We start from the raw sequence: 21,644 nt of genomic DNA on the forward strand, positions 1-21,644 counted from the left end.
GGCAGCGGCCCACTAGTAGGCTGTTCGCTAAGAGCGCGAGTATGCCGCCCGGCTTATTCAACTCCAGCGCATCTAGCCTGGGCTGGATATCAGCCACAATTTCCGCCGAGCTTCGGCCTTCAAAGGGCAGGCTGTGGTTGAGAATAGGAATCAAATCGGTACCCATTGCGCCAACTGCCAAGTAAAGCAACACCCAAATATATAGAACCCTTTCTAAGCTAGGCTACCCCGCGCTTTTTGGCAGTAGAACGAACTTATTCTACTTTGCCTGCGGCCGCTTAGGTAGTACCGCCTGTGCGCACATGGTTACTCCCGGTGCCCCAGCATATCGGGCCGAAACACGATGCCCACCCCAATCAGCAGCGATACCGGGGCCGTGCGCGGGGCTTGCAACTCGGTGGACTGGCGGCCGGTGGGAGCCGAAATACCCAGCGTGCCTTGCACTTGCACTACATTCGGCTGGGTGCGCAGGAAAAGCGTGGGCTCCAGGAAAAAGCGGGCTGCGGGCGCAATGGGCAGGCCATCGGCTAGCAGGCGAGTGTAGTCGACCCAGGTGCCGCGCACCGACACGCCCCCGCTGATACCCTCCGTTTTGTAGGCCGCGTAGAGCTGGCCGTAGTAGCGCCGGTAGCTGGCCTGGTAGTAGGCACCCTGCACCGGCACGGGCAAAATGTACAACACGCCTACGTCTACGCTGTGCAAGTCCATGCTGGCGAAACCCAGGCCGCCCACGGCGGCTAGGTACAGGGGCAGCCGCGCGGTGGGGGCGCGGTAGGCCCCCACCCCAAACCCCACCTGCCGGTGCGAGTCGTTGTAGGTGGTAGTCACGTTATTAACGGTGGTCGACCGCGAATTGGGCTGCCAGGCAGCTTCAGTGCTGAGCAGCAGGTGCGGCACCGGCGACCAGGCCGCGCCGGCCTCCAGCGAGTTGAGGCCGCGCAGGCCGGCCGTTATTTCCACCTGCCCCGCCTCTACCAGCGGCGTGCTCGGAATGGTGGGCACGTACACGGCGCAGCCGCCGAGCAGCGCAAGGCTGGCGGCCAGGAAATAGCTGGCGTAAAACAGTGTTTTCATACGAATAAACGAGTGGGTTAAAAGCAAGAGCACCAAGGGCAACCAGTAGTTGCGCCCCTCAAGCCGCAGAATCAGTTTGCTTACCCAAACTTGCTACTCCCGCAGGCCAATGCACAAATCGATAAGTGATTTCTTCTGACGCTAGCGAGTTATTTTTTCATCTGGTATTCACTCCCTACATCTTGAAAATCAATTTTATAGCTAATTATTCAGCAAGTGCGCCGGGACTTTAGCTACCCGGCGCTAGCGTTCTGCTTAGCCGATTTAGCCGTTGAAAAGGCCGGTCACCGGTCCAGCTTTCTCGTATTACTGGTAGCTGCCCCTTAGCCGCGGCCTTCCCCTAGTTTATGCCCGATTATTCCTGCGATGCCCTCATTATTGGTTCCGGCCAGGCCGGCAACCCACTGGCCAAAGCCCTGGCCGACGCGGGCCGCACCGTTATCCTGGTCGAAGAAGCCCAGCTTGGCGGCTCTTGCGTCAACTACGGCTGCGTGCCCACCAAAACCATTTTGGCGTCGGCCGAGCGTATGCACCAGATTCGGACGGCCGAGGCGTTTGGTATTAGGCTGGGCGGTGAGGCCCGGGTGGATATGCCCGCCGTGATGGCCCGCAAGGATGCCCTGCTGGCTAAATCGCGCCGCAACCTGGCTAAGTCGTTTGACGAAGACCACGATAATATTACCGTGCTGCGCGGCCACGCCGCCTTCACGGGTCCGCACACGCTGCAGGTGCAGGAAACGCAGGAGCGCGCCAGTACCATCAAGGCCAAGCAGGTATTCATCAATACCGGCACCCGCCCCACGGTGCCCGACGTGCCAGGCCTAGCTGACACTGGGTTTTTAACTACCGACCAACTGCTTGACATTCAAGAACTACCCGAACACCTCCTCATTCTGGGCGGCGGTTATATCGGGCTGGAATTCGGGCAAATGTTCCGGCGCTTTGGCAGCCGCGTGAGTATCATCGAAACCGGCTCGCAACTGTTGGAGCGTGAGGACGACGACGTGTGCGAGTGCCTGCAAGACGCCCTCACCGACGAAGGTATTGAGCTGGTGCTCAATGCCCAAGCCCGGCGCGTATCGCGCAACGACGCGGGCCAATTCACCATCACGCTCGACACGCCCACGGGCGAGCGCCGCCTGCACGGCAGCCACCTGCTGGTAGCTACCGGCCGCCAGCCCAACTCCGACAAGCTGAACCTGGAAGCCGCCGGCGTGAAGGTGGATGAGAAAGGTTTTATTCAGGTAAACAGCAAGTTGCAGACCAATGCAAAGCACATTTTTGCCCTGGGCGATGTGCACGGCGGGCCGCAGTTTACGCACATCAGCTACGACGACTTCCGGGTGGTGCGCGACAACCTGCTGCACCGCGGCCGCCGCTCAGCCAAGCAGCGCCCCCTGCCCTACTGCGTGTTCACCGCCCCCCAACTGGGCCGCATCGGCCTCAGCGAAACCCAGGCCAAGCAGGAAGGCGTGGCCTACCGCATGTCGAAAATACCGGTACGCAACCTGAGTCGCGCCCAGCACACGAGCCAGGAAACCGGCTTCTGGAAGGTGCTCGTGGGTGCCGACGACCGCATTCTCGGGGCGGCCATTCTTGGGCCCGAAGCGGGTGATATCATGACCATTCTGCAAGTAGCCATGGCGGGCCGCCTATGCTACCAGCAGCTTCAGGATATGGTAATTGCCCACCCTGTGTGGGCTGAGGGGTTGAACGTGGTCTGGAAAGAGCTGGATAAGTAGCAGTTAATAAGAGGGTAATAAAAAAGAACGTCATGCTGAGCTTGTCGAAGCATCTCTATCACGCCATTGGATTAATAATCCTAACGGCGTGGTAGAGATGCTTCGACAAGCTCAGCATGACGTTCTTTTTGTCAACAACCTAATCCATAACTACTTACCACCCACCTTCGCCACGCGCACGCCCACGGCCATGATGCCGGGGAGCTGGTTTTGGCGCATGTACTGCTCCAGGGTCAGCTTGTAGGTGCCGGCCTTGGCGAAGTGCTGGCGGGGCAGGGCCAGAAACTGGTGGTCGAAGATGTCGCCCGCGCCCGCGCCGCGGGGCTCGCCGGTTTTGGGGTCCATCAGCACCATCTGGTGTAGCAGGGCGGGGCCGGCAGGCCGGCTATCGGGACCGGTGAGCGTGTGCTTGAGAAAAAGGTTATAAAACCCGTAGCCCGAGGCGTTGCGCACGTTGAAGTACACATCGTAGCGCGCCGCCGTGTCGGCAATGGCGAAGGTGAAGCTGGGGCGCTGCTGCACGTCCCACACGTAGGCATCGCCGGAGGGCGACTTCAGGTCCACGTTGTCCTCATACACGCGGCTGGGGTCGCAGGCACTGAGGCTGGCGGCCCCGGCCAGCGGCAGCAGCGCCCGCCAGCCGCGGCGTGCCAGCGGCCGGGCAAAAGCTAGAAAATCAGGCATATACTAAGAAGCGCTGGGCGGCGTAGTGGGCGCCGAATTGCCTTCGCCACCCCGGCGGCCACTGCCGCCGCGCCGGCCCCGGTTGCGGCCGGTGGTACCATCGGGCCGGGGTTGGTCGCCGCCTTCACGGGGCGGGTTAGGCGCGGAATTGCCGGCCGCTGGCTCGTTGCGGCGCGGCCGGGGCTCCTGGGCGGGGCCGTCGCCGGTGGCGCGAGGGGCGCTGCCGTCGCCAGCGTCGCGGCCGCGGCCGTTGCGGCGGTTGAGGGGCCGGGCGGCCGCCCCGCGCCGGCCGCGCTGCTCGGGCTGGCCTTCGGTGGGCGGCGTGGCGGCATTGGGGGCATCCGTGTCAGGACGGGAATCATTAGACTGATTATCAGCACCTTGCCCAGTAAATCGGGGCGGGCGCGTGCCGGCGTCGGGGCCTTGGCCGGTGGGGCGAGGGGGGCGGCCACCCTCGGGGACCTGGCTGGCGGGGCGCTCAATGCGCTCGCGGCGGCGGGGCTCCCGGGGTTCACGGGGCTCGCGCACTTCGGGGCTGGGGCTGGCCGAGCCGACTGGGCTGCCCTCGGGGCGGTCTTTGCGCTTGCGCTTGCTGCGCTTGCTGCCGCCCTTTATCTGGTCGTCGAGGCGGTCGAGGTCGCCTTCCATGAGGGTCGAAACGGCGGGCACAATTTCCTCTTCCTGGCGGGGGGCCAGCAGGGCGTCGGGCTTTTCGCCTTTCTTGTTCATTTCCAGCACTTCGCGCACGCGCTCGGCGCTCAGCATCACCCAGTTGTTGTCGCCTTTGAAGGCAAACCACATGCGCTTGCGGAAGATGTCCGTTTTTTGCAGAAATGCCTCCCCACCAGCTACTTGCAAGGGGCGTTGCACCTGCGGAATATCCTTGAGGGCGTCGAGGTAGGCATCGAGCTCGTAGTTGAGGCAGCACTTGAGGCGTCCGCACTGGCCAGCCAGCTTTTGGGGGTTGAGGCTCAGGTTTTGGTAGCGAGCGGCGGTGGTGCTCACGGCCTTAAAGTCGGTGAGCCAGGTGGAGCAGCACAGCTCGCGGCCGCACACGCCGATGCCGCCGATGCGGCCGGCTTCCTGGCGCAGCGAAATCTGGCGCATCTCCACGCGCACCCGAAACTCGTCGGCCAGCCGCCGGATGAGCTCCCGAAAATCAACCCGGTCCTCAGCCGAGTAGTAGAAGAGCGCCCGCGTGCGGTCGGCCTGGTACTCCACGTCGGAGAGCTTCATTTTGAGGCGCAGCTCATCGACCACGGCGCGGGCCCGGAACATAGTGCCGTTTTCGAGGTCGCGCACGGCCTGCCAGCGCTCCTCATCGTCGGGGGTGGCCACGCGTAGAATGGGACGAATTTCGCGCGAGTCGGTAGGGACTTTCTTTTTGCGCATTTGCAGGCGCACCAGCTCACCCTTGAGCGAAACGTGGCCCAGGTGCCAGCCCGAGCCGGCGGCCTCCACTACTACGGCATCGCCGGTGACGAGCGGCAGGCGCTGCTCGTTGCGAAAAAACTCTTTGCGGCCGCCTTTGAAGCGAATTTCTACGCAGTCGAACCCGCGAAAGTCGCTGGGCATGTCGACGTCGGCCAGCCAGTCGAACACATTAAGTCGGGTGCAGCCGCCCGAGGAGCAGCCACCCTTGGAGCCGCAGCCGCCTACCTTACTGGTAGAGCAGCCGCCGCCGGACGAACAAGAAGTACAAGCCATGAGGCTGAAAGCTATATAAATGAGGCAGCCGCACAAAAGGGCCGCACGAAAGGGGAACCTAGCAAAGATAACCGATTAGGCAAGGCAAAAGGTAGAGGGCTAAATACCCGCTCGGGCAAGCATTAGTATAGCGTGCGCACTACATCCATCACCTGCGCCACAAAGTCGGCTAGCTCAGCATACATGGCTGGGCGCGCCCGACTCACAGCTTGTAGCAAGGCTTTTAACTCGGGCTGATTTTCGGAATTGCCAGCCTTGCAATAGGCAATAAAATCCCATCGGTCATCAGGCAAGCCGTGGGTTGGTAAGAGCACGTTTGCTGCAGCAGCGGCTTGCCACACCCAGGTATCACAGGCTGGGTTGAGCACAATGAGGTGCTGCGTGGCCCGCACCCGATGGCGGCGAATACTATGCGGGGCATCAGTCGCCAGGCTACCGTACACCAGATGGGTAAACTCGGCTAGGTACGGTATTTCCTCCAAGCGCTTGTCCCGGTCCACAATGCCTACTACCTGGCGCTCAGGTCCAAATAGCCGCCATTGGCGCTCCATCTCATTGGCCACGTGTGAAGCCCCATGTTTGTGGTTAATGAAGTCGTCGAAGTCGCGACGATAAACTACGAGGGCGCGGGTGAGGGCCGTATCAATGTGGCACTCAGGCACGAACAGCGGCGGCTGGGGCATACAACCGACCGTTTAGCGTTGGGGCACGAAGCGCGCCATATTGTAAAATACATCTAGGCCATCGCGCCGAATGTTGCGTACTTCCTCATCGCTCAACTGCCGCACTTTGGTCTGGTAGTCTTCGTAATACGCCACGAATAGCGCCAGCTCAAGCGCCAACTCGTCATTGGTTACCATTTCCTCCAGCACCTCTGTGATGAGGTACGGGCTGTGCGTGACCACAAAAAACTGGTTGTTGCGGCTCGCTACGATGCGCCGCGCCAGCTGTGAGACATACACGGGGTACGAGTGAGCCTCGGGCTCTTCAAATAGCAGCACCGCGTCGTCGTTGCTCTCGATGGCGGCCAGGTAGAAAATGAGACGTTGGAGGGTATCGGCTATCAGCGAGTAGGGAATAGCAGTAGTAAGGCCATCCAAAGTTTTAGTGATTTCCAGTCTCTGCTCCTCGGTGCGCAACGTCAGATTATAGCCATTCTGAGTAAAAAAGGCTCCTACTTCCTTGCGAAAAGCCGAGGTACCCGTCTGAATGACCTCCATCAGGTTATCCCCAAAGGGCGGTCGGAGAAAAAAATTATTATAGGACTTACCATGCGGCGTCTGCTTGTGGAAAGTGTATTTTTTCACTTGCAGGGCAGGTTGTGGGCTACTTAACTCAATATTTAAAAGTTCACCATTTTTCTGCATTAATTCATAAAAATTATTTCTATCTTCAAAATTTACTAGCTTATGTTTATCTTTTTGCTGCTTATTCAGTTCCGCTCTCCGTTGTTCAATCATAGGCTGCCCTATTAAGGGTCCTCCTCCTGACTGTTGCCTTATCTGCCCATCCCCAAACGCCACCTCTATCGCATCCGAATGTTTGCGCAATCGTGTGGCCCCAATACCCTTTCCAGTTACGATAACCTCCTTCGTCCAGTCATTATCATAGAATAAATTACGAATGGCCTCATACCTTATCTGGCCATCCATGAATTTTCCCCCATCAAAAAACATCCCCCCAAGCAAGCTCATCGCCTCCAGAATATTCGACTTGCCCACGTTGGGCTCACCGATAATGATGTTGACCCGGCGCGGGGTCATCGTCACGTCTTTGATGGACTTGAAGTTCTGAATGCGCAGCGTTTTGATGGCGTTTTCCATAAGTCGGGGCTTTTGGTAAAAGTACATGCTGCACAAGTGCAGCCACTTCTGGAAGTAGGGTAACCAACTTGTCTATCGCTACCAGCTGTGTGGAAAGAGACGGTCACAGGACTAGATAAGACTCAAAATAACCACATTTAATATTGCGATAATATCAAGGCAACATAGTTACACAAACGTGTAACATTTAGGCATTTAGCTTACTTCGAATTGCCAGTCAGAAAATCCGCCACACATTTGGGAACAAGTTTCACACACTCTTCACCCTTTTCCAAACCAAACCAATGTTCAAGTTTTCTTCCCTTTTGACCCTCGGGGCCCTCGCCACTATCTCGCTGGCTGGCTGCCAGAAATCGCAGGATTCGGCTACGCAGCCGGCCGCCATTTCGCAAGACGTAACTGCGCAGGTGAAGGCCATGGGCTTTGGCACCAGCGACCTCAAAGCCGTGGACGGTGGCTACGTAGTAGAAGGCGACATTTTTCTCTCGCCGGAGGCATTGGCCAACGCTACCAGCCCCTCCATGCTGCGTGTGGGCAGCGATGAGCAGTACCGCACCACCAACCTGGTAACCCGCCTGCCCCGCACGCTCACCGTAAGCCTGTCGAGCCAGTTTCCGGCCGCTTACGTGACGGCAATCGACGAGGCCATCCGCCGCTACAACGCCGCCAACATCCAACTGAAGTTCACGCGCATCTCGTCAGGCACCGCCGACCTGCCCGTGAAGTACTCGGCTAGCCTCGGTGCTGGCGTGCTCGGCCAGTCAGGCGGTTTCCCCAGCAATGGCAACCCCGCGCCGGGCTTCACGCTGGTACCCAGCGTAATCAACAGCACGAATTCCAACTACATCGCCACCATCATGGCCCACGAGATGGGTCACTGCATCGGCTTCCGCCACACCGACTACTTCAACCGGGCGTATAGCTGCGGCGGTAGCGCCAGCAACGAAGGGGCCAGCAACGTAGGGGCCATCCTCATTCCCGGCACGCCTTCGGGCGGCGACCCCAACTCGTGGATGCTGGCTTGCGTGGGCAACGGCGTAAACCGCCCGTTCAACACCAACGACGTAACGGCCCTCAACTACGTGTACTAACGCACGGAGAGTCAAGCAAAAAGCCCCCGGTCTGCTAAGCAGGCCGGGGGCTTTTTGCTGACTAGTAAGCTACTCTACCAGCACTACGCGGCGGGTGCGGGCGGGGCCGCCCCCGGTGGTGGGGGTGGCGCGCAGCAGGTATACACCCGGCCGCAGGCCACTGGTGCTCACTAGGTTGAGTGCCCCCTCGACCTGCGCCGTGCGCGCGTGGCGGCCCAGGGCGTCGTAGAGGTCTATTTGCAGGATGGCCCCCGGCTCGCCGGCCACCTGCAAGTCCTGGCCCACTACCACGGGCACCGGAAATACCAGTAGCTCGCCCCGGCGCACCAGCTGCACGGCCACCACCTCACTGTAAAAGGTGCGGCCAGCCGCGTCCTGCCCCATAATCCGGTACTGGTTGAGGCCGGTGGTGGCCGTGAGGTCGGTGAATAAAGTAGTCAGCTGGGTAACGGGATTCAGGGTTTGAATGGTTTGAAAGCCAGCCGGCCCGAGGCGTTGCAGCTGCACGGCCTGCAAGCGGTAGAGGGTGCCAAGCGACAAAATCAGGCGCACAGTATCAGCAATGGGCTGCTGGGCTAGTAGCGACCGCACGTAGCAGCCCACCCCCGCCTCGGCCAGGTTGATGGTAGCGCCGCGCTCGGCCAGCTTGCCGCCCAGCACGGGGGCTACGGCGAAGTACTGGCCCGCATTTTGGGCGGGCAGCACGCGCAGCAGCGTATCGGCTACCAGCTGAAAAGGCTCCAGGTAGTTGGCACCCAGGCGATAGAGCTGGTACTGCGTAGCGCCAGGGGTAGCGGGCCAGGTCAGCAGGGTTTCATCGGTACAGACGTAGCCCACGCGCAGTGGCAGTGGCCGGGCTAAGGCAAATGTATCGGATACAAAGACTTGATTATCAACCACCAGGCGCACCTGCGCCAATGTAGTCGTGTCGGGGGCGGCCCAGCTATAGGTGCGTTGCGCCGGGTTGGTAGCAGCCGTAATAGTGCGCCAGGTGGTGCGGCCGATGGGCCGGTACTCAAGGCGGGCGGTAGTAGCTGCCCCGGCGTAGCGCCAGCGTAATAGCGTGGCCTGGCCCGGCCGTACATTGCGCAACGCATTGGGCGACAGCCACTCAAAGCCAGGGACCACTACCTCATAGGCCAGGCTGAACGCCTGCGGGCCACTGGGCACCGCTGTGCCCCGTATCCGCAGCTGGTAGGTGCCGGCGGCGGGCAGGCCGATGGTCACCTGCTCCACATTATTGAGGTGGTCGGCGCGGCGGCGGGCCGGTTGCGCCAGCGAATCGAGGTTGGGGGCAGCACTCAATACCCAGGGCAACCAGCGGGTGCTACCGGGCCCCAGTATTTCCAAGTCGAGGTCGTTGACGAGCGCCTGCGCGGCATTGGCGGCGGCTTCGGGGTCGGTCCAAGTTAGGGTTATTTTTAGCTGCCGGGTGCCGGTGGGCACGGGCAGGCTCACAATTTGCTCCTGTGCCTGCGCCACGGAGCCGGTGCGGAAGCGGCCCTCCAGCACGGTGCGCACCGCGCCCAGGGTATTGAGCTGGCCGAAGCCGCTTACAAAATCGACCTCGGGACGGCCTACGTCGTCGGCACTATTAATAAGGGCGGCTTTCACCAGCGAGGCGGGCGGCAATGCGCCGCCCTGGCTGTCGCGGTAGGCCTGCTGCACCAGTAGCGCCGCGCCCGAGCCCAGCGCCGAGGCATCGGACGAGCCGGCGTCGCCGTAGGCTACCAGCTCGGGCTTCACCCGGCCATCGTAGGCGGGGCCGCGCGAGCTGAGCGCCGCCACCTGGCCGAGCACATCGGTGGCGCCCACGGCCAGCGAGTTTTTCGACATTTTGAACTGGCCGGTGAGGTTGGCCACGTTAGCCAGCCCTTGGTAAGGGCCGCTGGTGCTGGGCGAAGTGCCCGCATTGCCCGACGAAAACACGTGCAGCAAATACGGCAGCTGCCGCGCTTGCTGGTCGTAGCCTTGGGCTTCGAGGCCGTAATAATTCTCAATACCAGTACCGTAGGAATGGTTTTGTACGCTCACACCCAGCCGGGTGAGGTCAGCGTTGGCATCGGGCAGCAGGTTGGCATAAGATGAAGAGGCGATGCCCGCCTGCCGCGCCGCGCCTTCGGCCGCCGGCCCCGAGTTGCCGCCACCCGCAATGAGCGTGGCCATAATGCTGGCGTGTACCGACTCGATAACCGTACCGGCCGGTGTGTTCAGCAGCCGCCCCCGCAAGTCGAGGTCGGCCGCGTCGAGTGGGTTTTCCTTGATGTTCACGGCCAGGCCTTGGCCCATGAGGGCGGGGTAGCGGCGCTGCACCGCGCGCAGGCCATTGGCCGTGAGGTCGGCCCCGCTGAGCAGGCGCTCGTCATGAGCGGGGCGGTTGGGCACATCCACAAACTCCACGAAAGGCAAAGCAGCTAATGCACTCAACTGCTTGCTTGACAGACCTTTAACCAGGACTATATTTGCACTAGCCGCCGAAGTAACTACTTGTAGTACTGGCACTTGCTGGCTGGCCCACTGCCGCAACGCCACCGCATCGCGCACTCGCAGCCGCACTGCCTGGCGGCCGGTGCCGCGCCGCAGCTCCTGCCCTACCCCAGGAGCCCATTTCGAGGCACCCGTTTGCGCCCGTACTGGCCCACCGCCAACTAGCGTCAACCCAATCACCAGCAGCATTTTAGCTTGCACATTCCAGCAGTAATTTTTTAGCATCGACTTCTATAATTTTTACTTGACCCTGTGTACGCACAACTAAAGTAAGCAAGATAGGTAGCCGCTAAAAAAGCCCGGCTGCACGCCCCTTTTCAGGGCCGGCAGCCGGGCTTTCGGGCAGGTAGAGAGGCTATTTATTCGCCAGGGCGCAGCACCACTTTCAAGCAATTATCCTTTTTATGGCGGAAAATATCGTAGCCGTGGGCCGCCTGGCTCAGCGGCAAGCGGTGCGAGATGATGTCATCCAGTACCACTTCGCCCTTAATGATGTGCTGCAACAGCTTGTCGATGTGCTTATGAGCCGGGGCCTGGCCACCCACAAGCTTGATGCCTTTGTCGAAAAACTGGCCCACCGGGAAGTTATCGTTGGTGGTCGCATACACGCCCAGCACCGATACCACGCCACCGCGGCGCACGGCGCTCATACAGGTTTCGATTACTTTGGGCGAGCCTTTTTCGAGGTTGATTACGGCCTTGGCGCGGTCAAGCAGGTTGCGGTCGGGCTCAAAGCCTACGCAATCGACGCACACGTCGGCCCCGCGGCCCTCGCTCATGTCGCGAATTTGCGCTACCACTTGGTCGTGGCTTTCCCACAGGATGGTTTCGCAGCGGGTCGTTTCTTTGGCCTTATTGAGGCGGTATTTCTGGGTGTCGATGATAACCACGCGGGCCGCGCCGCGGAGCCAAGCGCTTTTGGCGGCCATAATACCCACCGGGCCGGCCCCAAAAATGGCGATAAACTCGCCGCCCTTTACCTCGGCCCAATCAATGCCCGAGTAACCAGTGGGGAAGATGTCGGTCAGGAATAGGACCTGCTCATCACTCAGGAAATCAGGCACTTTGCGCGGGCCAAAATCAGCGTAGGGCACACGCACAAACTCGGCCTGACCGCCGTCGTAGCCGCCGTAGAGGTCGGTATAGCCGAAAAGCGCGCCGCCTTTTTCAGTTAGCAGGCCACCCTCGGGGCCATAGTGGTCGGGGTTGGAATTTTCGCAGTGGCCGGGCAGCTCGTGGTTGCAGAAGAAGCACGTGCCGCAGGCTACCGGGAAGGGCACCACCACGCGGTCGCCGCGCTTGAGGTTGCCCACGCCGCGGCCAACTTCCTCCACAATGCCCATAAACTCGTGCCCGAGCACCATGGGCTTGGTGGGCAGCGAGCCGTTGTAAATGTGCAGGTCGGAGCCGCAAATGGCCGTGCTCGTCACGCGGATGATGGCGTCGCGCGAGTCCTTCAGGATGGGGTCGTCAACGGTATCGACGCTTACATTGCGCGGGCCGTGAAACATCAATGCTTTCATGGAATAAGGGAAAAGGGTTGGGAGAACAGGCCTTTTCTAACGGCCCGCCCGGCAGCTGGTTGCCGCTCAAGCACTCTTTTCCCATTTGCGCAACGTAGTTACAGTTAGTAAGTTACACGCCATACTACCTACTTAGGCTGCACTATACCTAAAAGCCAAACCTTCATTTTCAGGCAATCATGCCTGGATTAAAGCTGGTAGATGCTTACGCCCTTTGTCGTGATGAAATAAGCCCGCTGGTCGTCGAGCAGCACTTGGCGCACGGTGGTTGCATCGAGGCCGGGCGGCAGGGGCCGCGTACGCTCGGTGAGGTTGTAGAGATGAAAAAAATGCAGCTGCCCGCCGCTGATATACGCCAACTCATCGCCCCGGAACGTGATGAAATCCAGACCGGTAAAGGGTATTTTTTTACGATAATTGCCCAGGTTGTCAAACACGAAAATGCCGCTGGTATGGTCTACTAGGTAGAGGTTGTTCTGGTACTGGCGCAGAAAGCGGAAGTCGGGCCGGCTGCGCCCGATAATGAGGTCGAGGGGCGTGTTTTGCACCATGCGCAGGGCTTGGGGGTCAAACTCACGCAGGGTGAGGGCGCTCTCATCAAGCAGCCACAGCAGGCCGTCGGGAGCCAGGGTTGCGGTGCGCACCGTGCCATCGACGTAGTCGGCCAGCCTGATTTCGCTCAGCGGGGCCAAAAAGCGGTCAAGCAGCAGTACCTGCTGCCGGTCGTCGTAAAAAACGAGCAGGCTGTTCTGGTTCCAGGCTTCGACTACGGCCACGTGGCCGGGCTGAGTGGGCGAGTACGTATTGAGCGGCTGGCCATCGCGGGTCAGCTGGCGCAGGTTATTATCCTGGTCGGCCAGGTAAAGCATGCCGCGCCGGTCGAGCGAGGCCGCGCCGATGCTGGGCAGCGTCAGGGTTTTAACAAGTACCCACGTACCCGCGGCCGGCGCGGGCGCATTGGGGTTATCGACCTTGCCCGTGGGGGCGGCCTCCACCGGAGCCACGCGGGCAGCGGGCGCCACCGAAGCGGCGCTGGGCACGGCTTGCGCTTGCGCGGATGGAGAATTTAGAAGGAAGAATGAGGAATAAATCAGTACCAACCACTGCCAATTTTTGAGTTGACCTTGCTTGGCAACAATTCTTAATTCCTCCTTCCTCATTCCCAATTCACCCCTTAAACTCCCGCAGAACCAGCTCGTTACCGTCATACACGCCGTAGGTGCAATAATTGACCCACTCGCCCAGGTTGATGTAGCGGCTGCCGGGGGCCACGGCCACGTCGAGCGGCAGGTGGCGGTGGCCAAATACGTAGTAGTCATGGTGTTGGCGCTTTTCCAGCTCGCGGCAGTATTGCAGCAGCCACTCATCTTCGCCAAAGTACGTGGCATCGGCCGCGCCGTTCTGGAGGCGCGAGTGGCGGCTCCAACGACTGGCCAGGCCGATGCCCAGGTTGGGGTGCAGCCGCGCAAACAGCCACTGCGTCACGGGTGAGTTAAACACGGGCCGCAGCACGTGCTTGTAGGCAAAGTCGCCCGGCCCTAGCCCATCGCCGTGTCCAATATTAAAATATTGATTACCAATACGTTGTGAAATAGGGTCGCGCAGCACCGGAATTCCCATTTCCTGGGTGAAGTAGCCAAACATCCACATGTCGTGGTTGCCAGTGAAGAGCGTAATAGGCAAGCCGGCGTCGGTTAGCTCCGCCAATTTTCCCTGCAACCGACTGAAACCCCGTGGGATAGCGTGCTTGTATTCAAACCAAAAGTCGAACACGTCGCCTAGCAAATAAATGGCGGCCGCATCCTTAGCCACCTCGTCGAGCCAGCGCACAATGCGGCGCTCGCGCTCGCGGGAGGTGGCAGCGTCGGGCGCGCCCAGGTGAAAATCAGAGGCAAAATACACGCGCTGGCCGGGGGCCAACGCCTGCGGGGGCAACTCAGGCAAAGTCTTCGGCGTCATCTTCCAATAAAAATAAGCTGAGCCGGCGCGGGCCGTGGGCACCCAGCACGAGGGTCTTTTCGATATCGGCGGTACGGCTCGGCCCAGTGGTGAGCGACAGCATGGAGGGCAGCTGCGCGCCGTAACGGGCCTGCACTACGCGCAACGCATCGCCAATTTCGGCTACCACTTGGCTGGGCCGAGCCAGCACCAAGTGCTGGTCGGGGTAGATGCTAAGCCGCCGCCCGCTGGGCGTGGCCGGCGCAACTACAATGCTACCGGTGCGGGCCACCAGCGCTTCGCAACTGGTGAGGCCAGCGGCAGCCTGCGTGCGGAAGGCAGCCTCCATAGGCTGGAATGGCACTTCTGCGGCCGTTAGCAACGCCTGTATAGCCGGCTCCCACACGTAGAACTGCTGGCCGGCGGGCAGGCGCTCGGCCAGCCAGGCGCGCAGCTCGGTACCCAGCTGTGCCGGGTTTTCGGCGTAAAAAAATTCCCCTCCCACGCGCCGGAAGCTTTCGGCAAACGTCACGGCCAAGTCGGCAACTGGCAGGGCCGGGTGCACCGGCGCGGTCCAGTCGGGCACCGGCGGCAGCGGGGCCGGGCCAGTAGCCAGCGCCGTGCGGATGCGCGCCAGCATAGTATCGCGGGAGGAAGACATGCGGCAAAGGTAATGGACATAAAAAAGGCCAGCCTTATGGCTGGCCTTTTCGCGTTATTACGGCCCTATAAAAGAGCTATTGATAGCTTTTTATACCGTCTCGGGCTGGCCGGGCAGGTGCAACTCGGGCAGGTCGCCACCCAGCGGAATTCCGGGGTGCTCGGTTTTCACCTCGCTGGCAGTTTCGGAGCGGTCGGTACCGGCCATGTGGGCTTGGTAGTTGGTCTGGCCGCCGAAGGGGCGCTTGCCAACGAGGCGCTCCAAGTCGTCTTGCAGCAGTACTTCCTTCTCCAGCAACTCCTTAGCAATTACCTCCAACTCGTGGCGGCGCTCGGTCAGCAGCTCCTTGGTGCGGATGTAGGCTTGCTCGATGATGGTGCGAACTTCCTCGTCAATCATCTGCGCAGTGGCTTCCGAATAAGGCTTCGAGAAACCGTATTCGTTCTGACCCTTAGAATCGTAGAACGATACGTTGCCGAGCTTGCTATTCATGCCGTACATCGTCACGATGGAGTAAGCCATCTTGGTGATGCGCTCCAAGTCGCTCAGCGCGCCGGTCGATATTTTACCGAACACCAACTCTTCGGCGGCGCGGCCACCGAGGGCCATGCACATCTCATCTATCAACTGTTCAGTGTTGTACAAGAATTGCTCCTTGGGCAAGTACTGGGCGTAACCGAGCGCAGCTACACCGCGCGGCACGATAGACACCTTCACCAATGGGTCGCAATGCTCCAAGAACCAGCCGGTGATGGCGTGACCAGCTTCGTGGTAGGCCACAATGCGCTTTTCGCCGGGGCTGATGATTTTGTTCTTCTTCTCTAAGCCACCGATTACGCGGTCGATAGCGTCGGTGAAGTCCTGGTTGGTGATGAACTTCTTATCGCGGCGGGCGGCAATAAGGGCCGCCTCATTGCAGACGTTGGCGATTTCGGCACCGGCAAAACCGGGCGTTTGGGCCGACAGCTTGCGGGCGTCCACGTCGGGACCGAGGGTCAGCGGCTTTAGGTGCACCGCGAAAATCTCGGTGCGGCCGTTTATATCGGGCTTGTCGATGCTAATCTGACGGTCGAAACGACCGGGACGCAGCAGGGCCGAGTCCAGGGTATCGGGCCGGTTGGTAGCGGCTAGGATGATAACCCCCGAGTCGGTACCAAAGCCGTCCATCTCCACCAGCAGCGAGTTGAGCGTGTTTTCGCGCTCGTCGTTGCCGCCGGGCATGGAGCCCTTGCTGCGCGAACGGCCCACGGCATCAATCTCGTCAATGAAGATGATGCAGGGCGCTTTGGCTTTGGCTTGCTTGAACAAGTCCCGTACCCGAGCAGCACCCACGCCCACGAACATCTCGACAAAGTCGGAGCCCGAAAGTGAGAAGAAGGGCACGTCGGCTTCACCAGCTACTGCCTTGGCTAGCAAAGTTTTGCCGGTGCCGGGAGGACCTACCAGCAGGGCACCCTTGGGGATTTTGCCGCCCAAGATGGTGAATTTGCTGGGGTTTTTGAGGAACTCCACAATCTCCTGCACTTCCTCTTTGGCTTCTTCGAGACCGGCTACGTCTTTGAAGGTGATTTTCACTTTGTCACCACCTTCAAAAAGGGCAGCGCGGCTCTTGCCGATGTTGAAAATCTGCCCGCCGGGGCCGCCCGCGCTGCTCATGCGACGCATGAGGAACACGAACAGCACAATGCTGAGAATGATGAGGCCGTAGCTGCTGATAATGTCAAACAAACCCACGCGGTCTACCGGGTCGAGCTGCAAACGCTGCTCGCGAGGCTGGTTGGCTTGCAGTTTCTCGAGCTGCTCCTGGAAATACTTGGCGTCTACAATGGGAAAGTAGTACTGCGCACCACGCTCGGTAAACGGACCGCGGTGGGCCGTCAGGTCCTTCTGGTACTCAGCTTTTTGCAGGGCCGCGGGCGTGAGGCCCACTTCCACGGTTTGTTTATTAACCAGCGACACGTCATGCACGTCGCCAGCAGCTAGCATCTGCTCGAACTTTTGCTGGTTGATTTTGATAGCGGCATTCTGGTTGTTGAACCAGAACATGCCAATGAATAGGACCAAGAGCCCCGCCATCACCCAAAGCTGCACACCCGGCCGGGGCGTGGGATTGGGCAGCGTCGGCTTGCGGCGTTTAGTGGGCGTCGTATCAGACATAAAAATTGCTTATTTTTAATGAACTCTAGAGCAACCGCGCCGGGCGGGCGATGTTGGTAACGTAACCCGGTAGACGCAGCCGACGGCCCAATACTTTAGCGCTGAACCACGTCGGCAGTGTCTTCGATGTGCGTAATTTCGGCATCGCCCCACAGCTCTTCAAGGGCGTAGAACTTGCGGCGGTCACGCAGGAAAACGTGTACTACCACGTCTACATAGTCCAACAAAACCCACTCCCGATTGGTGCGGCCTTCGCTCTGCCAGGGGGCCTGGCCAGTTACTTTTTCCACTTCTTCTTCTACCGAGCGGGCCAGCGCGTCGAGCTGGGTGTCGGAGGAAGCCGAGCAGATGATGAAATAATCGGCCACGGCGTTCTTCAACTCTTTTAAGTTGAGAACCACAATGTCCATTCCTTTGCGGTCTTGGAGGCCGCGTACGGCTACTTCTGCCAATGTGTCCGAATCCTGTCGAACCAAGGTGCTCTTCATAGAGTAAGTTTGCGTTGTTTATCTAGCTAATGTACGACTGCTAACCCCCGTGGTCATCAGCCCCACTACCTTATTTACTGGCCAGCAGCTACTTTGGCTGCCCGCCTGCCCCTCCACTAACTCGGAAGCGCAACAACTGTTGCGCGAAAACCGGGCCAGCGAAGGCTGTACCGTCATAACGGACGACCAAACGGCCGGCCGCGGCCAACGTGGCAACCAGTGGCAGGCTGCGCCGGGCGAAAACCTGACGCTCTCCATCATCTGGCTACCCACGTTCTTGGATGCTGGCCAACAATTTTTGCTGAGCCAGGCCGTGGCGCTAGGCGTGTACGACTGGGCCGAAACGCTGCTGCAACCTTCGCCGCAGCTGCGGCTGAAGTGGCCCAACGACCTGTATTTTGGCACCCAAAAATTTGGGGGAATTCTCATTGAGAACAGCCTGAGCGGTACCAGAATTCAGTCGAGCGTGGTAGGCATTGGGCTCAACGTGAACCAACGGCACTTTGCCATGCCCACGGCCACCTCGCTGGGGGCGCTCACGGGCCACTATTTCCAGCGTGAGGTGCTGGCTGCCCGCCTGCTCGAATGCCTGGAGCGGCGCTACCTGCAGCTGCGCGCCGGCCAGGTGGGGGAGCTGCGCCGCGCCTACCTGGCCGCCCTCTACCGCTACCAGGAGTGGCACGACTACGAGGTAGCCGGCCGCCGCGTGCGGGGCCAAATAGTAGGCGTAGAGCCCGACGGCCGCCTGGCCGTGGAAATAGCCGGCGCAGTGCAACGCTTTGCCTTGCAAGAGATTAAGTATGTGTAAGTAGCGCGAAGCTTCCGCATTCGTGCGCGAGCGCAGCGAGCATCGTCGTTCGCACCGCTTGGATGACGATGCTCGCTGCGCTCGCGCACGAAGCGGAAGCTTCGCGCTACATTCGCCATATGCGCCGCCCGCTTTTTCGTACCGCTCTGGCGCTGATCGCGCTGCTGGTGCTGGCCCTTGGGGCCGACCGCCTGTTTCCGCTGCCGCCTGCGCCGCAGTATTCGCCGCTGGTACTGGCCGCCGATGGCACTGTGCTGCACGCTTACCTCAACCCCACCCAAAAGTGGCGGATGAAAACAGAGTTGCCCGAGATAACGCCGGCTTTGCAAACGGCCATCATTGAGAAGGAGGACCGCTATTTTCGCTACCACCTGGGTATCAACCCCTTGGCGATGGTGCAGGCGGCGGGGCGCAACCTGTTTGGGCACGGCCGCACCACGGGGGCCAGCACCATCACCATGCAGGTGGCCCGGCTGCTGGAGCCCAAGGAGCGCACCTTCAGTAACAAGCTGCGCGAAATGCTGCGCGCCTTGCAGCTGGAGGCGCATTATAGCAAGGCCGAGATTTTGCAACTCTACCTCAACCTGGTGCCCTACGGCGGCAACATTGAGGGCGTGAAGTCGGCGGCGCTGCTGTATTTCCAGCAGCCGCCCGATTATCTATCCCTGGCCCAAACGGTTACGCTGGCCATCATCCCCAACCGGCCGGGCGGGCTGGTGCTGGGCCGCCACAACGCGGAGATTACGCGCGAGCGCAATCGCTGGCTGCGGTACTTCGGGCGCGAAAAGCTCTTTCCGGCCCAGGATATTGCCGATGCGCTACTGGAGCCCCTCACTGCCCAGCGCCACCCCGCCCCTACCCTAGCCCCGCACCTGGCGCGCCGGCTGGTGCTGGCGCAGCCCGGCACCGCACTCATTCACAGTAGCTTGCGGCTCGCCACCCAGGCTAAGGCCGAGGACCTGGCCCGCAACTACGTGCGCCGGCTGGCTACGCTGGGCATTTCGCAGGCCGCGGTGCTAGTAGTGAATAACCGCACCCACACCGTAGAAGCCTACGTGGGCTCCATCGACTTTCAGGATGCCGGCGCGCTGGGCCAGGTTGATGGGGTGCGGGCCGTGCGCTCGCCAGGCAGCACGCTCAAGCCACTGCTTTATGGCCTGGCCTTCGACCGCGGCTTGATTACGCCTAAAACCGTGCTGCCCGACGTGCCTACCAACTTCCAGGGTTTTCGGCCCGAGAATTTTGATAAGCACTGCCAAGGCGAGGTGACCATGGAGCGGGCGCTGACCTACTCGCTCAACATTCCGGCCGTGCGGGTTTTATCGGAGGTGGGCGTCGATAAACTCACAAACACGCTGCGGCAGGCCGATTTCCGGCAGGTGGCGCGCGATGCGCCGCGGCTGGGCCTCAGCACCATCTTGGGTGGCTGCGGGGCCACGCTGGAAGAATTGACCGGCCTTTACTCGACGCTGGCCAACGGGGGGAAATATGCTACGCTTACGCTCACCTCCCCCCCTAGCCCCGGTGCGCTTGATGCCCGAAGTCTGAAAAAAGAAAGCGAGGTGCCTCAAGGCAAGCAACTCGTATCGCCTGCCGCCGCCTACCTGCTCACCGACATCCTGGCGCAGCGCACCCGGCCCGACCTCCCGCTCGATGCGGCCGCCAGCCGGCACCTGCCGCGCATTGCCTGGAAAACCGGCACCAGCTACGGCCGCCGCGACGCCTGGAGCATAGGCTACAACCAGCAGTACACCATTGGGGTGTGGGTGGGCAATTTTAACGGCCAGGGCAGCCCCGCCCTCACGGGGGCCGACGTGGCTTCCCCGCTCCTTTTCAACTTATTCAACGCGCTGGCTTACAATGGGAAGAGCGAGTGGTTTGCGCCGCCCGCCAGCCTCGACTTCCGGTTGGTGTGCGCCGAAACCGGCCTGGTACCCGGTGAGAACTGCCCCAACCAGCTCCTCGATTATTACCTGCCCGGCGTATCGGGCAGCACGCGCTGCCAGCACCTGCGCGAGGTGCTGCTCTCGGCCGATGGCCAGTATAGCTACTGCCGCGCCTGCGCCCCGGCCAGCGGCTACCGGCGCGAGCTATTCCCCAATGTGCGGCCCGAGGTGCTGGCTTTTCGGGAGGTGCAGGGGCTACCGGCGCGCCGCCTACCGCCCCACAACCCCGCTTGCCGCCTGGTACGCGGCACCGACGCGGCGGGCTCGGCCGGCGCTACCGGGTACGAGCCCGATGCGGCACCGCTGCTAGCCATTACGTCGCCGGCTGCCCACGCCGAATACGTGCTCAATGCCGCTGAGAAGCAACAACTGCTGCTCAGTTGCGCGGCGGCCGGCGAGGTGCGCCAGGTGTATTGGTACGTGAACGACCGGTTTCTGCAAGCCGCGCCGGCCACCGGGCGCGTGTTTTTCCGGCCGCCGCCGGGCGAGGTCAGAATATCGTGCGCCGACGACCACGGCCGCACCGTGGAAGTACGCGTGCTGGTGAGGGAGTTGTAGCCTAGCCCGGGTAAACCTTGCCCACAACAACCGAGTATAAAATGCTGGCTGCTTGCCTATAACCCCTGCTTTTCTATGAAGTCATTACTCTTTAGCGGCTTACTACTGGCCTCTTCGGTAGCAGCAGTTACTCCGCTCACAGCGCACCCAACCGTGGTGGCCAGCCCGGCCACCAAGATTGCCGTTCTATTTAGCAAAAACACGTCTTTTGCGCAGCTGGCGGCCATCCGGCAGGACTTGTAGAAAGACGGTACTGAGCTGGAATACCAAGCGTTGGAGTTCGACAAAAACGGGGATTTGCTGAAAATCAGCTTCCGCGTTGATTGCCGCGACGGCTTTGCCGGCAGCGCCACCAGCACTAGTTTGACTACCGAGTCCAGCTTTGGTTTTTATCGTGATTATACTCGCAACGCCGCCAGTCTTTTTCGAGTTGGTTAGATATAAGTTATTTATTATCAATAAGTTATATTAGATACCAGAAAGCCCCGGCAACTTTATTGCCGGGGCTTTCTGGTGAGTTGCTGAAGCACTAGCGCATTAGGCTTGCTCCAAGTATTCTTCGCCATTGAGCACCGGCTCCATGGCCTTTGATTCTTCTTCGGTGAAGAGGCGCGAGCGGATGAGAAAACGCACGCCGAGCGGGATTTCCAGCGAAAAGCTTGCCCCCCGTCCCTTGGTCACGTCGATGGTCAGCTGGGTATGCTGCCAGTACTCAAACTGGCTGGTGCTCATGAAAAAATCGCAGCCGTGAATCTGACCCAGCCACACGTCGTTGCCGCCAATCCGAAACTCGCCCTTGGTAAAGCACATCGGCGACGAGCCGTCGCAACAGCCGCCGCTTTGGTGAAACATGAGCGGGCCGTGCTCATCACGCAGCAAGTCGATGGTGGCTTCGGCCACCAGGGTGGCCAGTACGCGGGGAGTGGGCATAACTCGTTATTATTTAATTGTTTATAA

General features: G+C 60.5%; 18 protein-coding genes. 5 read left to right on the forward strand and 13 right to left on the reverse strand.

What is annotated here, in order from left to right:
• Window positions 1–306: 306 nt before the first annotated feature.
• Window positions 307–1,074 carry a hypothetical protein gene (locus ACYVGC_RS16480; protein WP_460584944.1) on the reverse strand — a complete coding sequence of 256 codons (768 nt, stop codon included), beginning with the start codon at window positions 1,072–1,074 and terminating at the stop codon, window positions 307–309.
• 347 nt (window positions 1,075–1,421) lie between these two features.
• Between ACYVGC_RS16480 and ACYVGC_RS16485 the strand changes: the two genes are divergently transcribed.
• Window positions 1,422–2,816 (forward strand): mercuric reductase, encoded by a 1,395-nt coding sequence (locus ACYVGC_RS16485; RefSeq protein ID WP_460584945.1) that lies wholly within the window; start codon window positions 1,422–1,424, stop codon window positions 2,814–2,816.
• Window positions 2,817–2,966: 150 nt separating this feature from the next.
• On the opposite strand, the gene ACYVGC_RS16490 is transcribed toward ACYVGC_RS16485, so the two are convergent.
• The 4 genes from ACYVGC_RS16490 to ACYVGC_RS16505 form a co-directional block, all read right to left on the reverse strand.
• Window positions 2,967–3,500 carry a gliding motility lipoprotein GldH gene (locus tag ACYVGC_RS16490; protein WP_460584946.1) on the reverse strand — a complete coding sequence of 178 codons (534 nt, stop codon included), beginning with the start codon at window positions 3,498–3,500 and terminating at the stop codon, window positions 2,967–2,969.
• 3 nt (window positions 3,501–3,503) lie between these two features.
• Window positions 3,504–5,207, reverse strand: coding sequence for a PSP1 domain-containing protein (locus ACYVGC_RS16495; protein ID WP_460584947.1), 1,704 nt, complete (start codon window positions 5,205–5,207; stop codon window positions 3,504–3,506).
• A gap of 122 nt (window positions 5,208–5,329) precedes the next feature.
• Window positions 5,330–5,890 (reverse strand): hypothetical protein, encoded by a 561-nt coding sequence (locus ACYVGC_RS16500; protein WP_460584948.1) that lies wholly within the window; start codon window positions 5,888–5,890, stop codon window positions 5,330–5,332.
• Window positions 5,891–5,902: 12 nt separating this feature from the next.
• Window positions 5,903–7,030, reverse strand: coding sequence for an AAA family ATPase (locus ACYVGC_RS16505; RefSeq protein WP_460584949.1), 1,128 nt, complete (start codon window positions 7,028–7,030; stop codon window positions 5,903–5,905).
• A 284-nt stretch (window positions 7,031–7,314) separates the two neighbouring features.
• Between ACYVGC_RS16505 and ACYVGC_RS16510 the strand changes: the two genes are divergently transcribed.
• On the forward strand, window positions 7,315–8,121 hold the full coding sequence (locus tag ACYVGC_RS16510) for a zinc metalloprotease (protein WP_460584950.1): 807 nt from the start codon (window positions 7,315–7,317) through the stop codon (window positions 8,119–8,121).
• A 69-nt stretch (window positions 8,122–8,190) separates the two neighbouring features.
• Here the strand turns inward: ACYVGC_RS16510 and ACYVGC_RS16515 are convergent, their stop codons facing one another.
• The 7 genes from ACYVGC_RS16515 to rsfS form a co-directional block, all read right to left on the reverse strand.
• Window positions 8,191–10,833, reverse strand: a complete 2,643-nt coding sequence (locus ACYVGC_RS16515; RefSeq protein WP_460584951.1) for a S8 family peptidase — start codon at window positions 10,831–10,833, stop codon at window positions 8,191–8,193.
• Window positions 10,834–10,967: 134 nt separating this feature from the next.
• Entirely contained in the window at window positions 10,968–12,131 is a 1,164-nt protein-coding gene (locus ACYVGC_RS16520) for a zinc-dependent alcohol dehydrogenase (protein ID WP_460584952.1), read from the reverse strand.
• 188 nt (window positions 12,132–12,319) lie between these two features.
• Window positions 12,320–13,171: a hypothetical protein gene (locus tag ACYVGC_RS16525; RefSeq protein WP_460584953.1), complete on the reverse strand. Its 852-nt coding sequence runs from the start codon at window positions 13,169–13,171 to the stop codon at window positions 12,320–12,322.
• A 127-nt stretch (window positions 13,172–13,298) separates the two neighbouring features.
• Window positions 13,299–14,090 carry a UDP-2,3-diacylglucosamine diphosphatase gene (locus ACYVGC_RS16530; RefSeq protein ID WP_460584954.1) on the reverse strand — a complete coding sequence of 264 codons (792 nt, stop codon included), beginning with the start codon at window positions 14,088–14,090 and terminating at the stop codon, window positions 13,299–13,301.
• A complete protein-coding gene (locus tag ACYVGC_RS16535; RefSeq protein WP_460584955.1) occupies window positions 14,068–14,730 on the reverse strand; it encodes a LutC/YkgG family protein in 663 nt (220 codons plus the stop codon). The genes ACYVGC_RS16530 and ACYVGC_RS16535 overlap by 23 nt, the downstream gene beginning before the upstream one ends.
• Window positions 14,731–14,820: 90 nt before the next feature.
• Window positions 14,821–16,887, reverse strand: coding sequence for an ATP-dependent metallopeptidase FtsH/Yme1/Tma family protein (ftsH, locus tag ACYVGC_RS16540; protein ID WP_460584956.1), 2,067 nt, complete (start codon window positions 16,885–16,887; stop codon window positions 14,821–14,823).
• 95 nt (window positions 16,888–16,982) lie between these two features.
• Window positions 16,983–17,375, reverse strand: a complete 393-nt coding sequence (rsfS, locus tag ACYVGC_RS16545) for a ribosome silencing factor (protein WP_283565820.1) — start codon at window positions 17,373–17,375, stop codon at window positions 16,983–16,985.
• Between the two features lie 49 nt (window positions 17,376–17,424).
• Here rsfS and ACYVGC_RS16550 point away from each other — a divergent pair, with 49 nt between their 5' ends.
• The 3 genes from ACYVGC_RS16550 (at window position 17,425) to ACYVGC_RS16560 (ending at window position 20,930) form a co-directional block, all read left to right on the forward strand.
• On the forward strand, window positions 17,425–18,183 hold the full coding sequence (locus ACYVGC_RS16550) for a biotin--[acetyl-CoA-carboxylase] ligase (RefSeq protein WP_460584957.1): 759 nt from the start codon (window positions 17,425–17,427) through the stop codon (window positions 18,181–18,183).
• A gap of 68 nt (window positions 18,184–18,251) precedes the next feature.
• Window positions 18,252–20,687: a penicillin-binding protein 1C gene (gene pbpC, locus ACYVGC_RS16555; RefSeq protein ID WP_460584958.1), complete on the forward strand. Its 2,436-nt coding sequence runs from the start codon at window positions 18,252–18,254 to the stop codon at window positions 20,685–20,687.
• 75 nt (window positions 20,688–20,762) lie between these two features.
• The gene (locus ACYVGC_RS16560) at window positions 20,763–20,930 is read left to right on the forward strand and encodes a hypothetical protein (RefSeq protein ID WP_460584959.1); all 168 of its coding nucleotides are present in this window, start codon (window positions 20,763–20,765) and stop codon (window positions 20,928–20,930) included.
• 294 nt (window positions 20,931–21,224) lie between these two features.
• On the opposite strand, the gene ACYVGC_RS16565 is transcribed toward ACYVGC_RS16560, so the two are convergent.
• On the reverse strand, window positions 21,225–21,617 hold the full coding sequence (locus ACYVGC_RS16565) for a DUF779 domain-containing protein (RefSeq protein WP_460584960.1): 393 nt from the start codon (window positions 21,615–21,617) through the stop codon (window positions 21,225–21,227).
• Window positions 21,618–21,644: the final 27 nt, after the last annotated feature.

The organism is Hymenobacter arcticus (genome assembly GCF_054779975.1).